The organism is Ruegeria arenilitoris (assembly GCF_013032445.1).
In the GTDB taxonomy this organism is placed as follows: domain Bacteria; phylum Pseudomonadota; class Alphaproteobacteria; order Rhodobacterales; family Rhodobacteraceae; genus Ruegeria; species Ruegeria arenilitoris_F.
Window position 1 is genome coordinate 23,742 of record NZ_WQCA01000018.1, and the last position, 21,845, is coordinate 45,586.

Annotated in this window: 19 protein-coding genes; 4 read left to right on the plus strand and 15 right to left on the minus strand. The window is 59.4% G+C overall.

Annotated features, from left to right (window positions below; genetic code table 11):
- Positions 1-4 precede the first annotated feature (4 nt).
- The 8 genes from GOW98_RS20705 to ccoN form a co-directional block, all read right to left on the minus strand.
- Positions 5-2,182, minus strand: a complete 2,178-nt coding sequence (locus GOW98_RS20705) for a heavy metal translocating P-type ATPase (RefSeq protein WP_170335606.1) — start codon at positions 2,180-2,182, stop codon at positions 5-7.
- 4 nt (positions 2,183-2,186) lie between these two features.
- Positions 2,187-2,645: a FixH family protein gene (locus tag GOW98_RS20710; protein WP_170335675.1), complete on the minus strand. Its 459-nt coding sequence runs from the start codon at positions 2,643-2,645 to the stop codon at positions 2,187-2,189.
- 1 nt (position 2,646) lies between these two features.
- Positions 2,647-4,074 carry a cytochrome c oxidase accessory protein CcoG gene (ccoG, locus tag GOW98_RS20715; protein ID WP_170335608.1) on the minus strand — a complete coding sequence of 476 codons (1,428 nt, stop codon included), beginning with the start codon at positions 4,072-4,074 and terminating at the stop codon, positions 2,647-2,649.
- 101 nt (positions 4,075-4,175) lie between these two features.
- Positions 4,176-5,051 carry a LysR family transcriptional regulator gene (locus GOW98_RS20720; protein ID WP_170335610.1) on the minus strand — a complete coding sequence of 292 codons (876 nt, stop codon included), beginning with the start codon at positions 5,049-5,051 and terminating at the stop codon, positions 4,176-4,178.
- A 375-nt stretch (positions 5,052-5,426) separates the two neighbouring features.
- Positions 5,427-6,290: a cytochrome-c oxidase, cbb3-type subunit III gene (gene ccoP / locus GOW98_RS20725; RefSeq protein ID WP_170335613.1), complete on the minus strand. Its 864-nt coding sequence runs from the start codon at positions 6,288-6,290 to the stop codon at positions 5,427-5,429.
- Entirely contained in the window at positions 6,287-6,478 is a 192-nt protein-coding gene (locus tag GOW98_RS20730) for a cbb3-type cytochrome c oxidase subunit 3 (RefSeq protein WP_170335615.1), read from the minus strand. Before GOW98_RS20730 ends, ccoP begins: the two co-directional genes overlap by 4 nt.
- Positions 6,479-6,488: 10 nt before the next feature.
- On the minus strand, positions 6,489-7,217 hold the full coding sequence (gene ccoO / locus GOW98_RS20735; protein WP_170335617.1) for a cytochrome-c oxidase, cbb3-type subunit II: 729 nt from the start codon (positions 7,215-7,217) through the stop codon (positions 6,489-6,491).
- Positions 7,218-7,231: 14 nt separating this feature from the next.
- Positions 7,232-8,839 carry a cytochrome-c oxidase, cbb3-type subunit I gene (gene ccoN / locus GOW98_RS20740; protein WP_170335619.1) on the minus strand — a complete coding sequence of 536 codons (1,608 nt, stop codon included), beginning with the start codon at positions 8,837-8,839 and terminating at the stop codon, positions 7,232-7,234.
- A 194-nt stretch (positions 8,840-9,033) separates the two neighbouring features.
- Here ccoN and GOW98_RS20745 point away from each other — a divergent pair, with 194 nt between their 5' ends.
- The gene (locus GOW98_RS20745; RefSeq protein WP_170335621.1) at positions 9,034-9,873 is read left to right on the plus strand and encodes a universal stress protein; all 840 of its coding nucleotides are present in this window, start codon (positions 9,034-9,036) and stop codon (positions 9,871-9,873) included.
- A 41-nt stretch (positions 9,874-9,914) separates the two neighbouring features.
- On the opposite strand, the gene GOW98_RS20750 is transcribed toward GOW98_RS20745, so the two are convergent.
- Positions 9,915-10,166 (minus strand): GlsB/YeaQ/YmgE family stress response membrane protein, encoded by a 252-nt coding sequence (locus tag GOW98_RS20750; RefSeq protein ID WP_170335624.1) that lies wholly within the window; start codon positions 10,164-10,166, stop codon positions 9,915-9,917.
- A 74-nt stretch (positions 10,167-10,240) separates the two neighbouring features.
- Positions 10,241-10,984 (minus strand): transcriptional regulator FnrL, encoded by a 744-nt coding sequence (gene fnrL / locus GOW98_RS20755; protein WP_170335626.1) that lies wholly within the window; start codon positions 10,982-10,984, stop codon positions 10,241-10,243.
- 61 nt (positions 10,985-11,045) lie between these two features.
- Here fnrL and hemN point away from each other — a divergent pair, with 61 nt between their 5' ends.
- Together hemN and GOW98_RS20765 are read left to right on the plus strand one after the other, a co-directional pair.
- Positions 11,046-12,401, plus strand: a complete 1,356-nt coding sequence (hemN, locus tag GOW98_RS20760; RefSeq protein ID WP_170335628.1) for an oxygen-independent coproporphyrinogen III oxidase — start codon at positions 11,046-11,048, stop codon at positions 12,399-12,401.
- A gap of 175 nt (positions 12,402-12,576) precedes the next feature.
- Entirely contained in the window at positions 12,577-14,505 is a 1,929-nt protein-coding gene (locus tag GOW98_RS20765; protein WP_170335630.1) for an elongation factor G, read from the plus strand.
- 20 nt (positions 14,506-14,525) lie between these two features.
- On the opposite strand, the gene GOW98_RS20770 is transcribed toward GOW98_RS20765, so the two are convergent.
- The 5 genes from GOW98_RS20770 to GOW98_RS20790 all read right to left on the minus strand — a co-directional run bounded on the left by GOW98_RS20770 (position 14,526) and on the right by GOW98_RS20790 (position 20,890).
- Positions 14,526-16,103 (minus strand): ABC transporter ATP-binding protein, encoded by a 1,578-nt coding sequence (locus tag GOW98_RS20770; RefSeq protein WP_170335632.1) that lies wholly within the window; start codon positions 16,101-16,103, stop codon positions 14,526-14,528.
- Positions 16,100-17,206 (minus strand): ABC transporter permease, encoded by a 1,107-nt coding sequence (locus GOW98_RS20775; RefSeq protein WP_170335634.1) that lies wholly within the window; start codon positions 17,204-17,206, stop codon positions 16,100-16,102. Before GOW98_RS20775 ends, GOW98_RS20770 begins: the two co-directional genes overlap by 4 nt.
- Positions 17,207-18,292: a microcin C ABC transporter permease YejB gene (locus GOW98_RS20780; protein ID WP_170335636.1), complete on the minus strand. Its 1,086-nt coding sequence runs from the start codon at positions 18,290-18,292 to the stop codon at positions 17,207-17,209.
- A gap of 9 nt (positions 18,293-18,301) precedes the next feature.
- Positions 18,302-20,206: an extracellular solute-binding protein gene (locus GOW98_RS20785; RefSeq protein WP_170335639.1), complete on the minus strand. Its 1,905-nt coding sequence runs from the start codon at positions 20,204-20,206 to the stop codon at positions 18,302-18,304.
- Positions 20,207-20,380: 174 nt separating this feature from the next.
- A complete protein-coding gene (locus GOW98_RS20790; RefSeq protein WP_170335677.1) occupies positions 20,381-20,890 on the minus strand; it encodes a c-type cytochrome in 510 nt (169 codons plus the stop codon).
- Positions 20,891-21,009: 119 nt separating this feature from the next.
- Between GOW98_RS20790 and GOW98_RS20795 the strand changes: the two genes are divergently transcribed.
- Entirely contained in the window at positions 21,010-21,843 is an 834-nt protein-coding gene (locus tag GOW98_RS20795; RefSeq protein ID WP_170335641.1) for a prephenate dehydratase, read from the plus strand.
- The last annotated feature ends 2 nt before the right edge of the window (positions 21,844-21,845 follow it).

Below are 21,845 nucleotides of genomic sequence, written 5' to 3' on the forward strand. Positions count from 1 at the left end.
CGGTTTACCTCAGACGCAGGGCGTTCAGCGACACGGTAATGGACGAGGTCGACATCGCCAGCGCCGCTATCAGCGGTGTGGCCAAGCCAACCACGGCCAACGGTACTGCGATGATATTATATACGGTAGCGATGCGGAAGTTTTCACGAATCCGTTTTGTCGCCTTCACCGCCGTATCGCAGGCATCCGCGATTGGGGCAAGATCATTGCCCAGCAGCACGATATCCGACGCCACCCGCGCCGCATCCAGCGCCGAGGCCGGAGAGATCGACACGTGTGCGGCCGCCAGAGCGGCCGTGTCATTCAGGCCATCGCCAACCATCAGAACGTGACGGCCCTGATCGCTCAACTCCTGCACGCGGGCTGCCTTATCCTGCGGCAGGGCCTGCGCGACCCAGTTTTCGATTCCCAGCTTTTCAGCCAACGCCTGCACCGCGCCCTGCGTGTCGCCGGAAATCAGAATGACGTCCTTGCCTGCATTGCGAAGGGCATGAACCGCCTCAGCCGCGCCGGGGCGCTGGCTGTCCGTGAACAGGAATGTTGCAGGGGCTTGCCCGCCAACAGACAGCCAGGCCGCCGTCTGGTTGCCCTCTTTTGCGCCGGTCCATGCCGCGCGGCCCAGACGCACCCGCTGGCCGCGCCAGTTGCCCTCGGTGCCATAGCCCGGAACTTCGGTAACGTCTTTGAGGCTGGCCGGTTTGATCCCGGCGTCGCGTGCAGCCTTGGTCAGCGCCACCGACAATGGATGCGAGGACGCCTCGGCCAAGGCCAGCGCGATTTGAAGATCCGCACGGGAATGATCACCCAGATTGGTCAGTTCAGGCGTGCCCGAGGTCAGCGTGCCGGTTTTGTCAAAGACGACAGTATCGACCTCGGCCAGACGCTCCAGCGCGGTGGCATGTTTGATCAGCATACCCTTGCGAAACAACCGCCCCGAGGCCGCCGTGGTCACCGCCGGAACAGCCAGGCCCAACGCACAGGGGCAAGTGATGATCAGAACAGCGGCGGCGATGTTCAGCGCGGTACGGATATCGCCAGAATAGATGTACCAGCCCAGAAAGCTGAGCGCCGACAGGATGTGCACGCCCGGCGCATAAAGCTTGGCCGCCTTGTCCGCCAGCGAGGTATAGCGTGAACGACCCGATTCAGCGATAGCGACCAGATCGGCCATGCGATGCAGCGAGGTATCCTCGCCCACCGCCGTTGCCCGGATGGTCAGCGGACCGGTCAGGTTGACCTCTCCGGCACTGACGGTCAGGCCAGCCTCGGCAAAGACCGGCAGGGTTTCCCCGGTCAGCAGAGAGCGATCCAGTTCCGACTGGCCAGAGACAATCTCGCCGTCCACCGGCATACGGCCTCCGGGCCGGACCAAGATCAGATCACTAACGGCCAGCGTGGCCACGGCAACTTCTTCTTCGGCCCCACCGACCAGCTTGATAGCACGGGGCACTTCAAGGGCGGTTAGTTCTTCAGCCGCAGATCGGGCGGCGGCGCGGGTACGGTAATCCAAGTACCGGCCCGCCAGCAGGAAGAAGGTCAGCGTCAGCGCCGCGTCGAAATAGGCGTGCTCACCGCTAAGCGCGGTTTCCCACAGCGACGTCACCAGCGCCAGCACGATGGCGAGCACAATCGGCACGTCCATATTCAAGCGACGCACACGCAGAGCGCTCCAGGCGTTGGCAAAGAAGGGCTGCGCAGAAAAGGCAATCGCGGGCAGCGCAATCGCGGCCGAAATCCAGTGGAACATGTCGCGCGTGGCGTCCGAGGCCCCCGACCAGACCGACACCGACAGCAACATCACGTTCATCGAGGCAAACCCGGCCACCGCCAGACGCATCAACAGATCGCGGCCCGCCTTGTCCGCCTGCGTGGCCGACAGCGCGCCGGGGTCCAGCTCATGCGCCTCGAAGCCCGCGTTTTCCAGCACCGGGATCAGATCGGCGGCACGCAGGTCGGGTGCCGCTTTGACCATTGCGCGTTTCAGGGTCAGGTTCACCCGCGCATTTTCCACGCCGGGATGGGCGTTCAGCTCACGCTCGACCGTGGCGATACAGGCCGAACAATGGATGCCCGGCAGCGACAGCGCGATCTGCACATCCTGTGGTACCGGGCGCGCCGGTTCCGCCGGGCTGGCAATGCACCCCGGACAGGCTGCCGTGCCGGATGTAAGCTGCGCCGTCATCCATTCACCCCTTCACGTACAGCGGCACGCGCTGCGCGAACTCGGCACCCGAGCTGTCCTTGGCCACCAGCCGGATGTTCCAGTTACCCTTGCCCAAGGTCGCCGGGGTTGCGTAGGCTTGGCCATCAAAAGTGAAATCGGGCGAAAAATCCTCTTTCACATGGGTGGCTCTGCCAACCACGGCCTGCAATTCCGTCACTTCGACCGGGGCGCCGGTCTTGTCCGTGATGTGTAGGATCAACAGCCCACCCGACACCTCGGCGCGGATGGTCCATCCCAGCGCCTGCTGTTCCTGCAGACGCTCGTTGAACTCCTGACTGGCGACATACGAGTTCTTCACCTCGAGCCCCGGAAAGGTTTTGACCGCGCTATAGGCCAACACGAGGTTGACGGCGATGATCACGCCAAAAGCGGCGACAAACACTGCCAGGGCGTGCTTTCCGGTAAACTGACGCTGGGCCATCTTAGTTTCCTCGTCCATTGAACGTGGTGTCCTTATAGGCGCGTTCACCACTTTCCACATCCTCGACCCAGATACGGACCGGCGTGGTATCCGCAGCCGAAGGTCCGGTGCCTTTTGCCGAAACGATATAAACGCGCGTCAATTGTGCCGTATCCGCGGTGACATTAACAGTGCTGCCCTCGATCCCTTCGATTTGCAGCTGCAGTGCCGGATCACCGGCCAGCGTCAACTCGAACGGCCGGTCCTCGCCATGTTTATTGCGCAGACGCACGTCATAAGTGTTTCGGATGGTGCCGTCAGACAGGGTCACGAAGGTCGGGTTGCGCACCGGCGCCACGGTCAGATCGATGTCCGAGCGGATGAACAGCGCGAACAGCAGGCCAAAGCCAACCGCCGCCCACATCGCTGTATACATGATTGTGCGCGGCCGCAGGATGTGTTTCCAAACATTCTTGGGCGGCTCGCCCGCGCGTTCGCGGGTCTCATCACTCAGCGCCATATAATCGATCAGGCCACGCGGCTTGCCGATCTTGGCCATCATATCATCACATGCGTCAATGCAAAGCGCGCAGGTAATGCACTCCAACTGCTGACCGTCGCGAATGTCGATCCCTACGGGGCAGACATTCACGCAGGCCATGCAATCGATGCAGTCGCCCAACTCGGAATCCGCGGTCCGCTTGCCCTTGCCGCGCGGCTCACCGCGCCATTCGCGGTAACCAACGACCAAAGTGTCCTCGTCCATCATCGCGGCCTGAATACGCGGCCACGGGCAGGCATAGATACAAATCTGCTCGCGGGCGAATCCACCGAACAGAAAGGTCGTGCCGGTCAGAATTAGAACGGTTGTGTAGGCAACAGGGTGGGCGTTGCCCGTGACCAAATCGTGCAACAGCGTCGGCGCGTCGGCAAAATAGAACACCCAGGCCCCGCCGGTGGCCACGCCGATCAACAGCCACACGGTCCATTTCGTCAAACGCAGCCGGGCTTTGCGGAAGTCCAGTTTTTCCTGACGGTGCAGGCGCAGACGGGCGTTTCGGTCGCCCTCGATCCAGCGCTCAACCAGAATGTAAAGGTCGGTCCACACGGTCTGCGGGCAGGCATAACCGCACCACACACGCCCCAGCGCCGAAGTAAACAGGAACAGCCCGAGGCCCGCCATGATCAGCAGGCCCGCGACGAAATAGAACTCGTGCGGCCAGATCTCGATCCAGAAAAAATAGAACCTTCGGTTTGCAAGGTCCAAAAGCACCGCCTGATCCGGCAAGCTGGGGCCGCGGTCCCACCTGATCCAGGGTGTCAGATAATAAATCCCCAATGTGACCGCGAGGATGATCCATTTCAGGTTTCGAAAAGGACCGGACACGCGCCGGGGAAAGATGGGCTCCCTAGCAGCGTAAAGGCTGGGGGCGGGGTCGGAATCGCTCACGAGCTGGCTCCAGATGTGGCTGTTTTTTAGGCGTCTTGTCCCAAATCACAGCGTGTCCCACTTTGACATGGGTCAAAAGCGCATCGCACAGACACCTTTTGTCACATGCGACCAGATTGCCGCCTGAGCCAAGCCACAAAAACCTTGACGGCAGGCCGCAGCGGTGCGTCGCCGGTTACAATATGATAGCCCCGTTCGCCCGGTTGGCAAAACAGTTCGACAAGGCGGCCCGCTTTTATGTCGGGTTCAACGAAATGCCGCGCCGTGACGGTCACGCCCTGTCCGGCCCGTAGCCCTTCAAGCACCAGATTGCCTGGCAACATGATGCGCCCGGCACGAGGGCCATGTTCGACCCCCTGCCGGGCAAGCCAAGAGGTCGCCTCGGTGGTTCCAAGCTCTTCAAGCCAGGGCAGCTGGCTCAGCTCGTCCGGGGTCATCGACACCCTGCCCTGCAGCAGAGAGGGCGCGGCGACAATCACGATCGGGCTTTGCAGCAGCAGATCCGATACCATCCCCGGCCAGTTCCCGTCGCCGTACCGGATCGCCACATCCACCCCGCCCGGACGCAGGCTGACCAGTTCGGGCGACGGGTCTAACACCAGAGGGATATCAGGATGGTCGAGCTGAAAGGCAGGCAGGCGCGGCATCAGCCATGACGCCGCAAAAGATGCAGTCAGCGAGACGTGAACGGGGCGATCCTCGGTCAGGTGCAACAGGTCGGCCACGGCATCGCCGATGGCACCAAATCCCAGATGCAGGGCGCGGGCCAGCCTCTCGCCCTCGGGGGTCAGGGTCATGGACTTTCCACTTCGGTCCAGCAGCGCGGCACCCAGATGTTTCTCCAACGCGCGCAATTGCTGGCTGATGGCAGCGTGGCTGACATTCAGCAAGGCCCCCGCCTGCACAACATTTCCTGTTTCCGCAAATGCATGAAAGGCCTTCAGCGACGCAAGCGGCGGCATCTTCAACCAATCCATATGTAAACCCTGCTTACACGTTCGATTTCCAATTGAGTCGCATTTCCGCGCCCGCAGATCAATCCTGAACCTAGTTAGAGACAAACCCAGGAGAGGTCAGATGCTTTCTATTCTTGCCAGAACTTTCATGGTCGCCACCCAAACCGACCCGCGTGACGAGCCGTCAAAGCCAAAGCTGCGCTCTAATGATCATTGGGGGAAGAAAAGCTTGCGCGTCACAGGTTCGTGCTCCAAGTAAAAGGTGCACTGGACCGGTACATTTTGGATCACTAGTCTGGAAATGTAGCACCGGCTGTTCAGGAAACGCGCGAACAGATGGAACAGCCGGTGCCTCAACCTTCGGGCGGCGAACCGTCCGAAGGTATTCCTTAAACCTTACTGACCACCACCAAGCTGGTGGACATAGGCAGTGACAGCGCGGATTTGCGCGTCAGTGAGACGGTTTTCCCAAGCAGGCATCACACCAAAGCGGCTGTAGGTCACCGTCTCGGTCAAAGCCTCTTGGCTGCCGCCATAGAGCCAGATCGCGTCGGTCAGGTTCGGCGCGCCCTGGAAGACATCGCCTTTGCCGTCTTCGCCGTGACAGGCCGCACAGTTGTCTTCAAAGACAACCTTGCCCGCCTGCGCCGCCGCATCGTCGGTCTGCGCATTGGTCAGAGACATGACGTACTGAACCACCTGAGTGATCTCTTCGCCTTCGAGAATCTCGCCAAAGGCCGGCATCTCGGAATAGCGCGCATCGTCGCTTTCCTCGTTCCGGATACCGTGAGCGATGGTGAACTCGATATCTTCGAGCGTACCGCCCCACAGCCAGGCGTCATCCAGCAGGTTCGGGAAGCCGGTGGCGCCTTGCGCACCCGAGCCGTGGCACTGCGCACACCAGGTGCGGAACACAGCACCACCCGCGTTCACCGCGTATTGCTGCAGTTCCGCATCGGCCGAGATCTGCTCCAGCGGCGTTTCAACCAGCTTGGCGTTCCACGGTGCGTTCGCCTCTTCGAAACTCACCATTTCCTGCTGCACGTCCTCACGCGTGGACCAGCCTAGAACACCGGCCGTTGCAGAATGAACCAGTGGCCATGCGGGATACATGATCGTGTAGATCACGCCCCAGATAATAGTGGCGTAGAAGGTCCACAGCCACCAGCGTGGCATCGGGTTGTCGAATTCTTCGATGCCGTCCCAGGTATGTCCGGTTGTGTTTGGATCGCCCGGCAGTTTTTCAGATGGTTTGCTCATTGCCGCGCCTCCTTAGATTCTGATTCGGCGGGTTTGTCTTGATGCCGGAACGGAATGTTGGCGGTGTCCTTGTATTCCTTGCTGGCACCGGGGCGGAAAACCCAGATCACGATGCCGACAAAGAAGGCAAACAACAGCAGCAGCATCCAGCTATCCGCGAATTGCCTCAGGAGTGTATATTCTTCCATCACACCCTCCTTAGCGGCTCGCGTCCGGGGTGAAGGTCGAGAAATCGACCAGCGTTCCCAGCATCTGCAGATAGGCAACCAGCGCGTCCGCTTCGGTCAGTTCGGGCTGACCGTCGAAGTTGCGCACGCTGACCTTGTCGCCATAGCGTTCCAGCAGCCCGTCATAGTCGCTGTCCGGGTCGGCCTGCGCACGAAAGTCCGCCTGGGCGTTGGCCAGCATCTCTTCGGTATAGGGCGTGCCCACCAGAGCGTTTGCCGCCATGATGTCGCCGATATACTTGCCGTCCAGCTTGCGGTGCTCGAGGAAGCCGTATTTCGGCATCACCGATTCCGGCACAACCGACTGCGGGTCACGCAGGTGGTCCACATGCCACTGGTCCGAGTAACGACCGCCCACACGTGCCAGATCAGGACCGGTACGCTTGGAGCCCCACTGGAACGGGTGGTCATACATCGACTCAGCCGCCAGCGAATAGTGGCCATAGCGTTCGACCTCATCCCGCATCGGGCGGATCATCTGGCTGTGGCAGACATAGCAGCCTTCGCGGATGTAGATCTCACGTCCCGCCATTTCGAGAGGGGTGTAAGGGCGCATGCCCTCCACCTTCTCGATTGTGTTCTCAAGGTAGAACAGCGGGGTGATCTGAACCAGGCCACCGATGGTTACGACCAGAAAGCTGAAGATCAGCAGGAGGGTCGCGTTGGTCTCGAGGATCTTATGTTTGTCGAGAATTGCCATTGCTCCGGCCCTCCTTATTCAGCCGGGACCGCGACGGTCAGGCTGGCCTCTTTGGCCGGTGCCTTCCGCACAGTCATCCACAGGTTGTAGCACATGATCACAGCACCAGCGACGAACATCACGCCACCCAGAGCACGCACCACATACATCGGGAACTTGGCCGCCACGGTATCGGCGAACGAGTTCACCAAGAAGCCGTTAGCATCCACTTCACGCCACATCAGGCCTTCCATGATACCGGTCACCCACATCGACGCGGCGTAAAGCACGATGCCGATTGTGGCGAGCCAGAAGTGCCAGCTGACCATCTGCAGCGAGTACAGACGCTCACGTTTCCACAGGACGGGCACCAAGAAGTACAGCGCACCAAAGGTGATCATGCCGTTCCAGCCCAGCGCACCCGAGTGCACGTGACCAATGGTCCAGTCGGTGTAGTGGCTCAGTGAGTTCACAGCGCGGATCGACATCATCGGGCCTTCAAAGGTGGACATGCCATAGAAGCCGACCGAGATCACCATCATCCGGATCACCGGGTCGGTGCGCAGCTTGTCCCATGCACCCGACAGGGTCATCAGACCGTTGATCATACCACCCCAAGACGGCATCCACAGGATGATCGAGAACACCATGCCCAGCGTCGAGGCCCAGTCAGGCAGCGCGGTATAGTGCAGGTGGTGCGGACCGGCCCAAATATACAGGAAGATCAGTGCCCAGAAGTGGATGATCGACAGCTTGTACGAGAACACCGGTCGTTCGGCCTGTTTCGGGATGAAGTAGTACATCATGCCCAAGAAGCCTGCAGTCAGGAAAAAGCCCACAGCGTTGTGGCCGTACCACCACTGGATCATAGCGTCTTGCACGCCCGACCAGACGATGACCGATTTCGAACCCCAGATGCTGACTGGGATGGTCATGTTGTTGACCAGGTGCAGCATGGCAACGGTGACGATAAACGCCAGATAGAACCAGTTGGCCACATAGATATGCGGCTCTTTCCGCTTGACCACGGTGCCCAGGAACACGGCCAGATAGGCCACCCAGACGACGGTCAGCCACAGGTCAACATACCATTCGGGTTCAGCGTATTCTTTCGACTGGGTTCCGCCCAGAACGTATCCGGTTGCGGCCAACACGATGAACAGCTGGTAGCCCCAGAACACGAACCACGCCAGATTGCCGCCCCACAGGCGCGCGGCGCTGGTGCGTTGCACGACATAAAACGAGGTCGCGATCAGCGCGTTGCCGCCAAATGCGAAAATCACCGCCGAGGTGTGAAGCGGACGCAAGCGGCCAAAGTTCAGGTAACCCTGCGCCCATTCAAAGTTTAGCGCCGGGAAGGCCAGCTGGAACGCAATAAAGGTCCCCGCCAGGAACCCGATCACACCCCAAAAAGCGGTTGCGATCACGCCGTAGCGGATGACCCCATCCATGTATTCGCCCGAGCGATCCACGAGAATATCTGGCTCTTCGGTGTTTCTCAGCGTCCAGATGAACAAACCAACGGCGATAATCATCACCAGAATTGCGTGCACCTGATACGCCAAATCGCGTGCGTAATTGGTTCCGATCGCCGCGAATATCGCGATCAGACCAAGCACGATCAGCTTGATGTAATTTGACATATTGCGTCCCTTTGCCATGCCCCGCGTGATTCTTTATGTGTCGCGAGACCCATTTGACTGGCTGCTGTTTTGTCGGACAGAAGCCAGAACTGCTTTGATCTGTGTCAAGACAATAGCCCGATTTCTGTGACAATCGTACTCTTGTTGTTGGGTCATCAGGCCGCAGCAAGACGCTCCGCAGGCACGAGGTCAAAATGGCGTATAAATCTCTTCTCACTGTCATGACGGACACAAGCCAAAGTGATCCGGCTCTGGCACAGATGGCCGCACTGGCATCCGCGCAGGACGCGCATATCGAAGCGCTTTGCCTAGGCGTCGACCGCAGTCAGACCGGCTACTATTACGCGGGTGCCAACGCGCTGATTCTTCAGGAAACACTGACCCGCGCCAATGCCGAAGCCGAGGAAATCCTGACCCACGCCAAAACCTTTCTTGGCAAGACCGACACCCGGTGGTCGGCCGAAAGCGGGGTGGCGCAGATTTCGGATATCGGTCGCCATGTCGCCCATCGCGCGCGATTCTCCGACCTCGTCATCCTGCCGCAACCCTATGGCGAAGATCGCGGCGCCGAGGCCGAACCCATCGTCGAAGCCGCAATGTTCGAAGGTCACGCACCGGTTCTGATCACGCCGCAGGACGCCACGCCCTTCGTGCGACCCGGCACGATCCTGATCGGCTGGAACGAAAGCGTCGAGGCAATGCGCGCCATTCGCCGCGCCATGCCTTTCCTGATTGAGGCCGATCTGGTGCGTATCGTCGTCATCGACCCTCCGCGCCACGGTCCCGACCGGTCGGACCCTGGGGGAATGTTGTCACAGATGCTGGCCCGTCATGGCGTGAAATGCGAGATTGACGTGCTCAGCAAAACCATGACCCGTGTGTCGGATATTCTCAACCGACACGCCGCAGACACCGAAGCGGACATGATCGTGATGGGGGCCTATGGCCATTCGCGGTTCCGCGAAGCCATTTTGGGTGGCGCGACCCGGAACATGCTGGAACAATCCTCGGTGCCCGTTTTCCTCGCCCATTAAGGCAAGCTTGATTACGAAAACCGCCCCTCGGGGCGGTTTTTCTATCGTTTTATCAGCCCGATCAAGAACAGCAGAATCACTGCGCCAATTGTGGCGAAGAAGATTGATGAGAAGACACCGCCGCCCACAGCAAAACCCAGCGCCGGAAAAATCAATCCGGCCAAGAAGGCACCAACGATACCAACGATGATATTGCCGATCAGGCCAAAGCCGCGGCCTTCCATGATCTTGCCCGACAACCATCCGGCGACAGCGCCAATGAACAGCATCGCCAGAATGCTACTGAATTCCATGGTTTGCTCCTGAGAATAGCGTTAATCAGGGCCAGTTAAGCACGGTGCGCGGCCTCAGTCACGCCGCAAGCGTTTCAGACCAGAAATCCGCCATCCGTGTCGTCGCCCGCCTCTTCCATCAGCCGCCCCATATCCGGGATCGTGACGTGGCGCTTGCCTTCCAGCAGAATGACCTCATCCTTTTTTAGTGCCGAGATCTGACGGCTGACCGTTTCCAGCGTCAGGCCCAGATAATCCGCCATCGCCTCGCGGGTCAGGGGCAGATCAAACACGATAGGGCCGGAGTTGCCCTTCTGGTGGATCGAGGCGTCGCGACGGGCGATGATCGACAGCAGGCTTGCGATCTTCTCGCGCGCGGTCTTGCGCCCCAGAACCAACATCCACTCGCGCGCCGCATCCAGTTCGTCCAGCGTCATTTGCAACAGTCGATGCGCGATATGCGGCGTTGAGCTCATCAGTTCTTCGAAGGGCTTCTTGCGAAAACAGCACATGACCAGATCGGTTGTCGCCTGTACGTCATATGGCGCAGAATCACGCCCCGGACGACCAACAAAATCGCTGGGCAACAAAAGGCCGACCATTTGCGTGCGTCCGTCCTCCATCGTCTGTGTCAGCGATGCGATACCGGACACGACAGAGCCGACAAAGTTCATCTGATCCCCGGACCAGATGATCGTCTGACCTGCTTCGAAACTGCGATAATACTTAATGCCTTCAAGCTCTTCCAGCTCATTCGCATCGCAATGCGCACACACTGCGCGATGCCGGATTGGGCAGTCTCCACAGTTCGTATGGTCGATCTTGAATATCGGTGTCATGCGCATTTCCACTTGATCTCGGTCAAAGCATCTGGCCGGGCCGTCCCTTAAACGTATCGCCATGATAGTGAAACCACAATTGGCAAAGCTTGGACTATTTGACGCGAAAGTACCGCGTTACACCAGCTACCCCACCGCTCCCCACTTCAGCAATGATGTGGGGCCAAGTCTTTATGGTGACTGGATTTCCGGCCTTAAACCCGGCAGTTCCGTATCGCTGTATATCCACGTCCCCTTCTGCCGCAGGCTGTGCTGGTTCTGCGCCTGCCGCACGCAGGGCACGCAGACGGACAACCCGGTCATCGCCTATGTCGACGTGCTTAAGGCCGAGCTGGACTTGTTGGCCGAGCGTCTGCCCGAAGGTGTCACCCTGTCGCGCCTGCATTGGGGCGGGGGCACACCGACCTTGCTGAACGCCGATCTGATGCGCGATCTGGCAGCACGGATTTTGGACGTGGTGCCGCTGGGACCAAATGCCGAGTTTTCGGTTGAGATCGACCCGAACGAGATTGATGAGGCCCGTCTGGACGCGCTGGCCGAGGCTGGTATGAACCGCGCCTCGATCGGGGTGCAGGATTTCGACGACGAGATTCAAAAGACCATCGGGCGCATCCAAAGCTATGACACCACCCGAGACGCCGTGGACATGATCCGCGCGCGCGGGATTACCAGCCTGAATGCCGATATCCTTTATGGCCTGCCGCATCAGACTAAAACCCGGATGACGGAAAGCGTACAGAAACTGCTGTCGCTCAGCCCAGACCGCGTTGCGCTGTATGGCTACGCGCACGTGCCGTGGATGGCTAAGCGGCAACAGCTGATTCCTTCGGACGCCCTGCCCACCCCCGAAGAGAGGCTGGACCTGTTCGACACCGCCCGCCGTCTGTTCATGTGGGACAACTACGCGGAAATCGGCATCGACCACTTTGCCACACAGGACGATGGCCTGACCCATGCGCTGAAGGCCGGACGGCTCAAGCGGAACTTCCAAGGCTATACCGACGATCAGGCCGAGGTTCTGATTGGTGTCGGCGCCAGCTCGATCTCGCGCTTCCCGCAGGGCTATGCGCAGAACGCGCCCGCGACGTCCGCCCATACCAAGGCGATCCGCGAGGGGCGGTTCTCGACCTCGCGCGGGCACCTGTTCAAAGGGCAGGACATCTTGCGCGGCCGTCTGATCGAAGCGCTGATGTGCGATTTCCAGATCGACAGCGCCGAGATTCTGCGCGACCACGACATCACCGCAGCCGAACTGCAGCGCATGTATCAGAACGCCAACAGCGCCTTTGACGGGTTGCTGCGCATCACCGAAGGCGGTTTGTTCATCCCGCCCGAGGCGCGCCCTCTGACCCGCATGATCGCCCGCAGCTTTGACGCGTATGATCTAAGTAAAGCCGGCCACAGCTCAGCAATATGACCCGGCAAGAGGTCAGGGCTTGACGCGACGGGTCGGTTTTTCACACACTTGCAGGGTGGGCGGCACCTCGCCCGCACCTGAGGCAGGCCGAGTAACAGACAATTGCGCCAACGCATTCGCGTAAGGCTACCCTTTTCGTGCAGTCGATCTGCAATTTGAAAGAGGGACAGCACCTATGCGCGTTTTCACCGTCCTCGGCCCCAGCCAATCGGGCAAAACCACTCTGGTCGAGGCTATAAGCCGCCTCGACGGGCGGCCCACAACATTTGATGTTTCTGGAACCGTGCATTTGCACGGTTTTTCTTACTTGGACGAGCCCTGGTGCGCCATCGACGTGGATGGCGGCGGCGACAATCTGGCTTATGTCGGCCCGGCCATGGCAATCTCAGACGCCGCCGTGGTGGTTGTACCACCCGACCCGAACGCCGCAGTTCTGTGCGCCCCATACCTGCGGCTGGTTGAAGAGGCGGGCATTCCCTGTTTCCTGTTTATCAACCGTATGGACAATCCGAATGGCCGGATTCGCGACATCATCGCGGCGCTTCAGACCTATTGTTCTCACCATATCGCCCTGCGGCAGGTTCCGATCCGCGAAGGCGACACGATCATCGGTGCGGTCGATCTGATCTCGGAGCGAGCATGGAAATACCAGGAAGGGCAGCCTTCGGCCCTGATCGAGCTGCCGCAATCAGTCGAGGACCGCGAACAGGAGGCCCGCACCGAGTTGCTGGAAACCCTGTCGGATTTCGACGATCACCTGCTGGAACAACTGATCGAGGACAAACAGCCCCCCAGCGCCGAGGTTTATGATCTGGCCGCACAGGTGCTGCAGAACCACCAACTGATCCCGGCCTGTCTGGGGGCGGCCAGCCACGGCAACGGCCTGACCCGTCTGATGAAGGCGCTTCGGCATGAGGCACCCGAGTTCAACATCGCGGCGGATCGTGACGAGGCAGCCGAGAATGCCCGCGCCATTGCCGGGTTTGCGGATGTGAAGAAGCATATCGGCAAGATCGTCGTGCTGCGTGGGTTGGGCGATGGCGTGAAAGCGCATGAGAATCTCGGCGGTGAGACTGTCGGAAACCTCACCACGCTGGACGCCAAGACGCAGATCGCGGACCTGCCCGCCGGACAAATCGGACTGGCGGTGAAATCCGACCACCTGAACCCTGGCAATCTCTATGACAGTACCGAGGCGACACCGCTGCCGGAATGGGCGTCTTCTCATCCCATCGCCTTCCGTCAAATCGTGTCCCCGGCCCATGAACGCGACGACGTCCGCCTGTCGAACGCCCTGACCCGTCTGGTCGAGATCGACCCCGGCCTACATCTGGAACAGGATGAGTTGAGCGGCCATGCCATTCTGGGCTCACAAGGGCCGCAGCACATGCGGCGCGTCACCGCCAAGCTGGCCGAGGATTTCGGCATCGAGATCGCAACCGAGCAGGTCGAAACCGCCTATCGTGAAACTATCCGTGCACCCGTCGAACACCGCCACCGTCACCGCAAGCAATCCGGTGGCGCGGGGCAGTTTGCCGATGTGGTGATCTCTGTCTCACCGATGCCGCGCGGGGCAGGCTTCCAGTTCGAAGAGATCGTCAAGGGCGGCGCGGTGCCCAAGAACTATATCCCCTCGGTTGAACACGGCGCCAAGGACGCGCTGGCGCAGGGGCCCGAAGGGTTCCCGGTGGTCGATGTGAAGGTGACACTCAGCGATGGCAAGCACCACAACGTGGACAGCTCGGATTATGCCTTCAGGACTGCGGGCAAGAATGCCGTGCGTGAGGCGTTGCCACAGGCCAAGCCGGTGGTTCTGCAGCCCATCCTAACCGCTGAGATTCACCTGCCCTCGGATTTCGTCGGCGATCTGGTTCCGACCATCAGTTCTTTGCAGGGTCAGGTTCTGGGCTTTGAAGGCAACCCCAACGCCTCGGGCTGGGAGATTTTCAACGCCCAGCTTCCCGCTGTAGCCGAGGACGAGTTGCACCGCACCCTCGCCAGCGCCACGCGCGGCACCGGCTGGGTGAAGCTGAGCTTCGATCACTACGAAGAACTGCGCGGGCCGGTACCGAAATCAGCCTCAAAAGAAACGGCTAACGCCTGAAACGACGTGGCGGGCTGAGGTCAGCCCGCCGCCGCAATCAACTCGCGGGTATAGTCTGTCTGGGCGTTTTCGAACAGATCCTCAGCAGTACCCATTTCAACCACATCACCGTTCCGCATCACGATCACCTTGTGGGACATGGCACGCACGACCTTAAGGTCATGGCTGATAAACAGGTAAGCCAACCCGTATTTTCGCTGCAGGTCACGCAGCAGATCAACGATTTGCACCTGAACCGTCATATCCAGCGCGCTGGTCGGTTCGTCCAAAACCAGCAGTTTGGGCCGCAGCACCATTGCACGTGCAATCGCAATACGCTGGCGCTGCCCACCTGAGAACTCGTGCGGGTAACGGTCCATCGCCGCTGGGTCCAAACCCACTTCGGTCATCACTTCGGCGACCAGTTCACGCGGGGCGCGGTGGGGGTCGACCTTGTGGATTGCCAGCCCCTCGGCAATGATCTGTTGGCAGGTCATCCGCGGGCTGAGGCTGCCGAACGGATCCTGAAACACAATCTGCATGTCCTTGCGCAGCCGCCGCAGCTGTCGCGTGGACCAGCGGCGCACATCCTTGTCGCGGAAGGTGATTCCGCCCTCGGACGCAATAAGCCGCATGATCGCCAGCGCCAGCGTCGTCTTGCCCGAGCCGCTTTCCCCGACAATACCCAGCGTCTCACCGGCACGAACGCTCAGCGTCGCGTCGTTGACCGCCTTCACATAGCCCACGGTCCGTTTCAGGAACCCGCGCTGAATCGGGAACCAGACTTTCAGATGGTTGGTTCGGGCGACCTCTTCTGCATCCTGCGCGACCGGGTCAGGATGACCCGAAGGTTCGGCCCCCAGCAGCTTGCGCGTATAGGGGTGTTGCGGGTTGTCGAAAATCTCGGCGGTGGCACCGGTTTCGACAATCTCACCGTCCTTCATCACGCAAACCCGGTCGGCAATGCGCCGCACGATTCCAAGGTCGTGGGTGATGAACAGCATTCCCATGTTTTCGGATTTCTGCAGCTCAGCCAGCAGTTCCAAAATCTGCGCCTGAATAGTCACGTCGAGCGCTGTCGTGGGTTCATCCGCAATCAAAATATCCGGCTTGTTGGCCAGTGCCATGGCAATCATAACCCGCTGCCGCTGCCCGCCAGACAGTTGATGCGGATAGCTGTCCAGCCGCTCGCGCGGATCACGGATGCCGACCTTGGTCAGCAGTTCGACAATGCGTTCCCGCGCTGCGTCACCGGTCAGCCCCTGATGCAGGGCCAGCGACTCGGCCATCTGCTTCTGGATTGTGTGCAGCGGGTTCAGTGAGGTCATCGGCTCTTGGAAGATAAAGCTGATGTCGTTGCCGCGCACATCCATCAGCTTGTTCTGCGAGGCGCCGATCATCTCGTCGCCATCGTATTTCACCGAGCCCTCGACAATGGCACTGTCGCCCAGCAACGACACGGTGGACAGGGCGGTGACGGACTTACCCGAACCGGATTCACCCACCAGAGCCACGGTTTCCCCGCGATCGACGGTGAAGGACACGCCCTTGACCGCCGCGCTGATCTGTCCGTCCTGCCGGAAAGAGACCTTGAGGTTGTTCACTTCCAGCAAGCTCATGAGAAGGTCTTTCTGGGATCAAACGCGTCGCGTACGCCTTCAAAGATGAAGACCAGCAGCGACAGCATGATGGCAAATGTGAAGAACGCGGTGAAGGCCAGCCACGGCGCCTGCAGGTTCTGTTTTGCCTGTAAGGTCAGCTCACCCAGCGACGGGGCCGAGGATGGCAGGCCGAAGCCCAAGAAGTCCAATGAGGCCAGACCCGCAATCGTGCCGGTCACGATGAACGGCATGAAGGTCAGCGTGGCAACCATAGCGTTCGGCAGCATGTGACGGAACATGATCGTCATGTTGCCCACGCCCAGCGCCCGCGCCGCGCGGACGTATTCCAGGTTTCGGGCCCGCAGGAACTCGGCCCGTACAACCCCCACCAATCCGGTCCAGCTGAACAGGATCATCAACGCCACAAGCAGCCAGAAGCTTCGCCCAAGAATCGCGAACATGATGATGATCACATAAAGCGACGGCGTGGCCGACCAGATTTCGATGATGCGTTGGAACACGAGGTCCAGCCAACCGCCGAAAAAGCCCTGAATGGCCCCGGCGAAGATGCCTACGATACTGGCCGCCCCCGTGACCATCAGCGTGAACAGGATCGACAGGCGGAAGCCATAGATCACCCGTGCCAGCACATCGCGTTTAGTGTCATCCGTGCCCAGCAAGTTCTGTCCGTTGGGTGGCAGAGGCGCAGCCCCGGGGCGATCGACACTCGTGTTGAAGGAATACGGGATCAGCGGCCAGATCGCCCAGCCGCGTTCAAACCCATCGGTTTGATAGGTCCCGGCCTTGATCTCATCAATGATGCCTTCGGGGTCATCGAAACAGTCTTCGATCCCGCCGCTGTCGATCAGGCACTGCACCTCGGGGTCGCGATAGATTGCTTCCGTCTGGAAATCGCCGCCGAACTCAGTTTCCGGGTAGAAATTGAAGATCGGCGTGTAGAATTCACCCCGGTATTTCACCAGGATCGGTTTGTCGTTGGCGATGAACTCGGCAAACAGCGACAGACCGAACAGCACCGAGAATATGATCAGCGACCAGAATGCTCGACCGTTGCGGCGGAAGTTGCGCCAGCGACGCTGGTTGAGTGGGGACAGTGCCATTTACCCCTCCCGCTTTTCGAAATCGATGCGCGGGTCGACCAGCACATACATCAGGTCGCTGATGATACCGACGACAAGGCTCATCAGGCCGAAGATGAACAACGTCCCGAAGATCACCGGGTAGTCCCGCGCCACGGCGGCCTCGAAACCCAAACGGCCCAATCCATCCAGCGAGAAGATGGTTTCGATGATGATCGAGCCGCTGAAGAACACGCCGATGAACACCGCGGGAAAGCCCGCGATCACGATCAGCATCGCGTTGCGGAAGACATGGCCATACAGCACTTTACTTTCACTCAGCCCCTTGGCACGAGCGGTCATGACGTATTGCTTCTTGATCTCATCCAGGAACGAGTTTTTGGTCAGCAGAGTCAGCGTCGCAAAGGCGGAAATGGTCAGGGCAATAACCGGCAGGGTGATGTGCCAGAAATAGTCGGCGATTTTGCCAAACAGGCTGAGGCTGTCCCAATTGTCCGAGGTCAGCCCCCGCAGCGGGAAAATCTGCCAGTAAGACCCACCGGCAAACAACACCAGCAGCAGGATCGCGAACAGAAAGCCGGGGATGGCGTAGGCCACGATGATCATACCACTGGTCCACGTATCGAAGCGCGATCCATCCTTGACCGCCTTGCGAATACCCAGCGGGATCGACACTAGATAGGCGATCAGCGTCGACCACAGGCCCAGAGAAATCGACACCGGCATCTTTTCCAGCACCAGATCGATCACGCTTATCGAGCGGAAATAGCTCTCACCAAAATCCAACGTCAGATAGTTGCCCATCATATCAAGGAACCGTTCTACCGGAGGTTTGTCGAAGCCGAACTCTTTCTCAAGCTCTTCGATAAATTCCGGCGGCAGGCCACGCGCACCAACATAGCGGTCATTCACGCCGCCAGTCTGCTGCTCGATATCACTGCCGCCTCCGGCAATACCTTCGAACACGTCACCACCGCCCTCCATCTGGGCGATGATCTGTTCAATCGGGCCGCCGGGGACGAACTGAACCAGCGTGAAGTTGACGATCATGATCCCAAGCAGGGTTGGGATGACCAGCAACAGGCGTCTTAGAATATATGCTCCCATGGGGGCGGATTACCTCAACGCGCCCGAGGACTTCAACTCGGCTTCTTTCTCGGCGTTGATCCACCACAGGTCCTGGACGCCCAAGTCATAGGGCGGCAGGTTTTCCGGGTATTCATACATATCCCAATACGCGACCCAGTATTTACCCAGATACCACGTGGGCACCATGATCCGCTTGGCACGCAGCACACGGTCCAGCGCGCGAACATTGGCGAAAAGCTCCTCGCTTTCGGTTGCGGCGACGATGTTGTCGATCAGCGGTTCGATGTCGGGGCCATGCGCGCCCGACGGGTTGAACACGGAATACGAGGCCGCCTCGGTTCCGAATTGCTGATACAGACCGGTCGAAGGCTGCAGCGAGGACGGATAGCCGCCAACGATCATGTCGAAATCCCGGTCGCGACGGCGCAGCGTGAATTGAGCGTTGTCGACGCGGTTGTAAACCGCATCCACACCCATGGCGCGTAGGTTATCCACGAAGGGTTGGATGATCCGGTCCAAAGTCGGTTGATCCGACAGGAACTCAATCGACAGCACTTCACCATTTGCGTTACGGCGAATGCCGTCGTCACCAACCAGCCAACCAGCGTCGTCCAGCAATTCCATCGCTGCGCGCAGATTCCGGCGATCATTTTGGCGCCCGGGACGAGATTCGTGCGCGGCAACAGGCTCTTCGGTTAGAACCGCCGGGTCCACCGCGTCACCGAGGGCTTGCAGCACCTCAAGCTCACGCCCTTCCGGTAAGCCAGTGGCCTCAAGATGCGTGCCTTCCCAGAACGAACTACGTTGCTGGAACAGTCCGTATTGCAGGCTTTCATTGGTCCATTCGAAGTTATAGGCAAGCTGGACCGCTTCGCGTACGCGGGGGTCTTGAAACTGCGGGCGGTCAAGGTTCATGACAAAGCCCGATGCCGTCGGTACATTGCCATCCTCAAGTTCGGCCCGAACAACAGAGCCATTTGCAATCGCAGGGAAATCATAGGCAGTCGCCCAGCTTTTCGAGTTATTTTCCTGCCGCAGCGTGAACGTACCGGCCTTAAACCCCTCCATCGCCGCGATCGAGTCGCTGAAGTACTCGATCCGAATTGCGTCATAGTTGTTGCGACCCACATTCACATTGACGTGGTCGCCCCAATAGCCCGGGTTACGTTTGTATACGATGCGCCGGTTGATGTCGTAATTGTCCAGAAGATACGGGGCTGAACCGATGCCTGGCACCAGGCGGGATTTGTCCAGACGGCGGTTCTCGGGGTCCGCTTCAAACCACGCTTTGGAAAATACCGGCGTTCCGCCCACCTGCGAGATCAGCGCTCGGCGCGGAAAATCCGGCGCAAAGTAGAACTTGACCGTGTGGTCATCCAACGCCTCGGCGCGCGGGATACGCTTGCGGACGGCATCCGCGTAGGACTTCAGCCCCTGATCCAGCAGCAAGTTGTGGGAAAATACGACGTCTTCGGCGGTTACGGGAGTACCATCAGAAAATCGTGCCTCGGGGCGCATGTTGAAAATCACCCACTCTTGGCTTTCCGGATACTCAAGACTCTCTGCAAGCAGGCCATAATACGATGCGGGTTCATCATATGAGGGAACCAAAAGAGATTCGTATTGATCCGCCGACCGCGCGCCGGCGCGCCCTTGCCGTGTGAACGGGTTGAAACTGTCGAAGGTGCCCTGAGCGGCATAGGACAGCTCTCCGCCCCGCGGAGCATCCGGGTTCACGTAGTCGAAATGGGCAAACCCTTCGGGGTATTTCAGATCGCCAAATTCCGAAAAACCGTGGCTTTTAATGATCTTTTCTTCGGCAAACAGCTGGGTTGCCGCCAAGAGGATCACAAGAAACCCCAGCATCGACGCATGTATCAAACCTCTGAATTCCAATGCGCGCGCCTGTACGGTCACTCTGGCGGATCTCATGTTGCTCATCCCCTGCTTGGCCTCTGCCTTTAATCTTATGCGTGTCAGCTAAATGACCAGCACTGTCAGGTTCAAGTTTAGAATGCGTGAACGCTTTGTGAAGATGTCCTTAAACAAAAATAAAGCCGCTGCACGGGGCAGCGGCTTTGAAATTCAGTGCGGTTGATCAAAGGATCAGTTGCCGATGGTCTGCAGGTAAGCAATCAGATCGGCGCGCTCCTGCGGTTTTTTCAAACCCGCAAAGCTCATGGAGGTACCCGAGATATAGGCGCTGGGGCGGGTCAGGAACGCATCCAGTGCTTCGGGCGTCCAGTTGCCGCCATGGGCCTGCATCGACGCTGAATAGCCTGTGAAACCCTTGGCCGATGCCACCGGACGATCCACAATCGCGTACAGGTAGGGGCCAGTGCCGTTTGCGCCGTCTTCCAGCTTGTGGCAAGCCGTGCACTTGCGGAATACTTTTGCGCCCTTGTCCGGGTCGGCGGCGGCCAGCATGTCTTCGAATACCACCTCTTCACCGTCGGCGCTTTCACCCGCGCTTTCGGTTTCGATGATGTAAGAGGCGGTCTCGCCATGCCCATCGGCATGGTACAGCGCCTCGGCGCCCCATTTGGCCAGAAGCAACACCAGGAAGGTGCCAAACAGGCCTGCGGCGGCCTTGGTAACTGTCATCGTGTCGAACATTGATCGCGTGTCCATTTCAGCTGTCTGCGGGGTGTCTAAGGCTTCCCCTCGCAAGAGGCAAGGTATAGACACCGCGACTAAACGCCCAATTCTGGAACTTGTTGCACGGAATCGATCAAATGACCAATCGTATCGCATTTCAGGGAGAACCCGGTGCCTATAGTCACGAGGCCTGCCGCAATGCACGCCCCGATATGGAGGCCCTGCCCTGCCGCACGTTTGAGGATGTGATCGAATCGGTTCGCTCAGGCGAAGCGGATCTGGCGATGCTGCCGGTTGAAAACACGACCTATGGCCGGGTGGCCGACATTCACCGGCTGCTACCGCATAGCGGGTTGCATATTATTGATGAAGCCTTCGTGCGCGTGCACATCAACCTGCTGGCGGTGCCCGGTGCGACTCTGGCCGATATCACCGAGGCCCATTCGCATCTGGTCCTGCTGCCGCAATGTGCCGGGTTTCTTAAAGAACACAACATACGTGGCCGCGTCAGCCCCGACAACGCCCGCGCCGCACGAGAAGTTTCAGAACAGGGTGATCTGTATTCGGCGGCACTGGCGAGTGAACTGGCCGGGGAAATCTATGGGCTGAATGTTCTGGCCCGCCACATCGAAGATCAGGACAACAACACTACCCGCTTTCTGGTCATGTCGCGCCAGTCGGACCTGTCACGGCGCGGACCGCATGGCATGATCACCAGTTTCGTCTTTCAGGTCCGCAACATACCGGCGGCGCTATACAAGGCGTTGGGTGGTTTTGCTACAAACGGCATCAACATGACCAAGCTGGAAAGCTATATGGTCGATGGCTCGTTCACCGCGACGCAGTTTTACGCCGATATCGTGGGGCACCCAGACGACCACAATGTGCAATTGGCGATGGACGAGCTTGAGCACTTCACCACTAACGTCGAGGTGCTGGGCGTCTATCCTGCGGCCCACCCTCGCGGCTAAAC

What these genes read in the sequence shown, in the direction of transcription:
- GOW98_RS20705 (WP_170335606.1), bottom strand. Translation starts at nt 2,182, where the DNA reads ATGACGGCGCAGCTTACATCCGGCACGGCAGCCTGTCCGGGGTGCATT.
- GOW98_RS20710 (WP_170335675.1), bottom strand. Translation starts at nt 2,645, where the DNA reads ATGGCCCAGCGTCAGTTTACCGGAAAGCACGCCCTGGCAGTGTTTGTC.
- GOW98_RS20720 (WP_170335610.1), bottom strand. Translation starts at nt 5,051, where the DNA reads ATGGATTGGTTGAAGATGCCGCCGCTTGCGTCGCTGAAGGCCTTTCAT.
- ccoP (WP_170335613.1), bottom strand. Translation starts at nt 6,290, where the DNA reads ATGAGCAAACCATCTGAAAAACTGCCGGGCGATCCAAACACAACCGGA.
- GOW98_RS20730 (WP_170335615.1), bottom strand. Translation starts at nt 6,478, where the DNA reads ATGGAAGAATATACACTCCTGAGGCAATTCGCGGATAGCTGGATGCTG.
- ccoO (WP_170335617.1), bottom strand. Translation starts at nt 7,217, where the DNA reads ATGGCAATTCTCGACAAACATAAGATCCTCGAGACCAACGCGACCCTC.
- ccoN (WP_170335619.1), bottom strand. Translation starts at nt 8,839, where the DNA reads ATGTCAAATTACATCAAGCTGATCGTGCTTGGTCTGATCGCGATATTC.
- GOW98_RS20745 (WP_170335621.1), top strand. Translation starts at nt 9,034, where the DNA reads ATGGCGTATAAATCTCTTCTCACTGTCATGACGGACACAAGCCAAAGT.
- GOW98_RS20750 (WP_170335624.1), bottom strand. Translation starts at nt 10,166, where the DNA reads ATGGAATTCAGTAGCATTCTGGCGATGCTGTTCATTGGCGCTGTCGCC.
- fnrL (WP_170335626.1), bottom strand. Translation starts at nt 10,984, where the DNA reads ATGACACCGATATTCAAGATCGACCATACGAACTGTGGAGACTGCCCA.
- hemN (WP_170335628.1), top strand. Translation starts at nt 11,046, where the DNA reads ATGATAGTGAAACCACAATTGGCAAAGCTTGGACTATTTGACGCGAAA.
- GOW98_RS20765 (WP_170335630.1), top strand. Translation starts at nt 12,577, where the DNA reads ATGCGCGTTTTCACCGTCCTCGGCCCCAGCCAATCGGGCAAAACCACT.
- GOW98_RS20770 (WP_170335632.1), bottom strand. Translation starts at nt 16,103, where the DNA reads ATGAGCTTGCTGGAAGTGAACAACCTCAAGGTCTCTTTCCGGCAGGAC.
- GOW98_RS20775 (WP_170335634.1), bottom strand. Translation starts at nt 17,206, where the DNA reads ATGGCACTGTCCCCACTCAACCAGCGTCGCTGGCGCAACTTCCGCCGC.
- GOW98_RS20780 (WP_170335636.1), bottom strand. Translation starts at nt 18,292, where the DNA reads ATGGGAGCATATATTCTAAGACGCCTGTTGCTGGTCATCCCAACCCTG.
- GOW98_RS20785 (WP_170335639.1), bottom strand. Translation starts at nt 20,206, where the DNA reads ATGAGATCCGCCAGAGTGACCGTACAGGCGCGCGCATTGGAATTCAGA.
- GOW98_RS20790 (WP_170335677.1), bottom strand. Translation starts at nt 20,890, where the DNA reads ATGTTCGACACGATGACAGTTACCAAGGCCGCCGCAGGCCTGTTTGGC.
- GOW98_RS20795 (WP_170335641.1), top strand. Translation starts at nt 21,010, where the DNA reads ATGACCAATCGTATCGCATTTCAGGGAGAACCCGGTGCCTATAGTCAC.